This is a genomic window from Novosphingobium sp., from assembly GCF_049240505.1.
GTDB lineage: Bacteria > Pseudomonadota > Alphaproteobacteria > Sphingomonadales > Sphingomonadaceae > Novosphingobium.
On sequence record NZ_JBMLSM010000159.1, the window covers coordinates 1 to 1921 of the forward strand.

At 59.4% G+C, this 1921-nt stretch carries 3 protein-coding genes and 1 pseudogene; 1 reads left to right on the forward strand and 3 read right to left on the reverse strand.

Annotated features, from left to right (window positions below; genetic code table 11):
- A partial coding sequence (locus ACOVQ0_RS12980) for a zinc-binding dehydrogenase (protein ID WP_421885092.1) occupies nt 1-488 on the forward strand: 488 nt, incomplete at its 5' end.
- A gap of 194 nt (nt 489-682) precedes the next feature.
- On the opposite strand, the gene ACOVQ0_RS12985 is transcribed toward ACOVQ0_RS12980, so the two are convergent.
- From ACOVQ0_RS12985 to ACOVQ0_RS12995, 3 genes and pseudogenes are all read right to left on the reverse strand, one after another.
- Nucleotides 683-913 (reverse strand): hypothetical protein, encoded by a 231-nt coding sequence (locus ACOVQ0_RS12985; RefSeq protein WP_421885093.1) that lies wholly within the window; start codon nt 911-913, stop codon nt 683-685.
- A 10-nt stretch (nt 914-923) separates the two neighbouring features.
- Nucleotides 924-1379 (reverse strand): hypothetical protein, encoded by a 456-nt coding sequence (locus ACOVQ0_RS12990; protein ID WP_421885095.1) that lies wholly within the window; start codon nt 1377-1379, stop codon nt 924-926.
- A gap of 321 nt (nt 1380-1700) precedes the next feature.
- Nucleotides 1701-1921, reverse strand: a pseudogene (locus ACOVQ0_RS12995) (hydroxyneurosporene dehydrogenase); the annotation flags it as partial.

Sequence of the window (1921 nt, forward strand, 5' to 3'; positions counted from 1 at the left end):
GCGTCATCGGCATCGCCGGAGGCCCGGTGAAATGCAGCTACCTTGTCGATACGCTTGGCGCCGATGTCGCGATCGACTACAAGAGCGTCGATCTTGCGCAGCAACTGGCTGAAGCAGCCCCTGATGGCGTTGACGTGTTTTTTGACAATGTTGGCGGCGAAACGCTTGATATCGTGCTCGATAATCTCGCGCCGGCGGGGGCAAGGATCGCGATTTGCGGGGCGATTTCGCAGTATCAGAATCTCGACGATGTCCGCGGGCCGAAACTCTACCTGCGTCTGGCAGAGCGCAATGCGATTATGAAAGGCTTCGTCGTCAGCCATTACGAGGCGGACTATCCTGCGGCGATGGCTGAGATTTCCGCGCTGATGCAAGCTGGAAAACTGACATTGCCCGAACATGTCGTCAGCGGGATCGACCATTTCCCGGATGCCTTACTGATGCTGTTCAATGGCAGCCATCTGGGCAATCTGGTGGTGAAACCCTGACGCAGCGCCTTCGCGCGCGGCGGGGCGCCATGGCGAATTGGCCCCGTCGCGCGCCGTATCGCAAGGCTATGAAATTACACCGAACAATTTCGTATTGGACTCTAGGGCAGGCTAGTGGAAACCCCTCAGCAGAAACGAGGCGGCAACCAGCAGCCAGACTAGCACGACGACCAGCAGGGCAGCCGCCAATTCGGTCAAGGCCGTACTTTGCGTTGCATGGGCGAAATCGCGACGATGACGGAGATAAAGGATAGGACGAAAGCGCAAAAGGTAGCATGCGCGCGACGCCGATAGACCGGCAGATTGGCTTTGCGCGCAACCTCGTCCTGATTTTCCAGACTATTGAAGGGACCGCCGAGAAAGACAAGTGCAAGGGCGGCAAACGTTGTCGATGCGCTGACCAGATCGCCTGCGAGTTCGCTCACTTGTTCGGCTTCAGTTTGCCGGCGCGACGCTGCGGAAGGCGCCTTCGGACCACGTTACGGCCTCGAAACAGCGCGTGGTTCCATTGGCACCGCATCGGCTGCCGTGAATATCGAGCAGCAGGATCTTGGATCCGGCCCAGTCCATGGCCATCCACCCTCGGCCGAACAGTTCGATCGACTTGCCGTCCACAATTGCCGTAATCGGGCAGCCGCCAGTGCCGCAATAGAGCGACACAGCAGTGGAACAGGCGAACTTGGTTGCATCAACGATCTCGTCGGGCGTGCCGTCCCCCGATAGGTCAATCGGGGTGATGCTACCGGGCGATGCGTCGAACTGCCCCTTTTCCTTCGTGCATTCGCTTCGGGCAGCTTCGACAACCTCGCGGGCTGCAGGGCTTTCTGCGGCTGCCGGGCTCGCCCCAACAACCGCAAGCAACAGAATGGCGAAAGAACCGTTACGGACCATGGGCTTTTCTCTTCATATACGGGCAGTCTGGCAATCGACGGCCGGAACCCGAACCTATCGAACGCAAAAAACCTGACACCTGTTACAGAATCATGACTTGCGGACCTATCAGTTCTCCGAGCAAGGCCCATGAGTCTGATCCGAAGTTGAGTTGAGGGGTCACTGGGTTAACTTGACGCGGTCCCAAGTCGCTAATTCACGAGAGTCGCGAAACGTCCGGGGATCAATCTTGTGAACCGACAAGGCTCGAGCGCTTTATGCCCGTGCCGACCTGGCCTTTCCAAGCGATTTGACCGATGCGCCATGGGCCATGCTGAAGCCCTATTTCCGCCGCGGCATGCGGTAGGGCAGCATGAACTGCACCAGCGGCGAAGAGAACCGCTGCATGTCGAGGCTCTCCTGCACCGTCACCACTTCCTCGCCCATAAACCGCGAGGCGAGTTCGCTGCGGGCGTAGAACGGGGTGTCCTCCCACGTGCGGCGCACCTCGGCGACGCCGATGTCGGAACGGGTGCGGCGGGCGATGCGCCATTTGCTCGGCG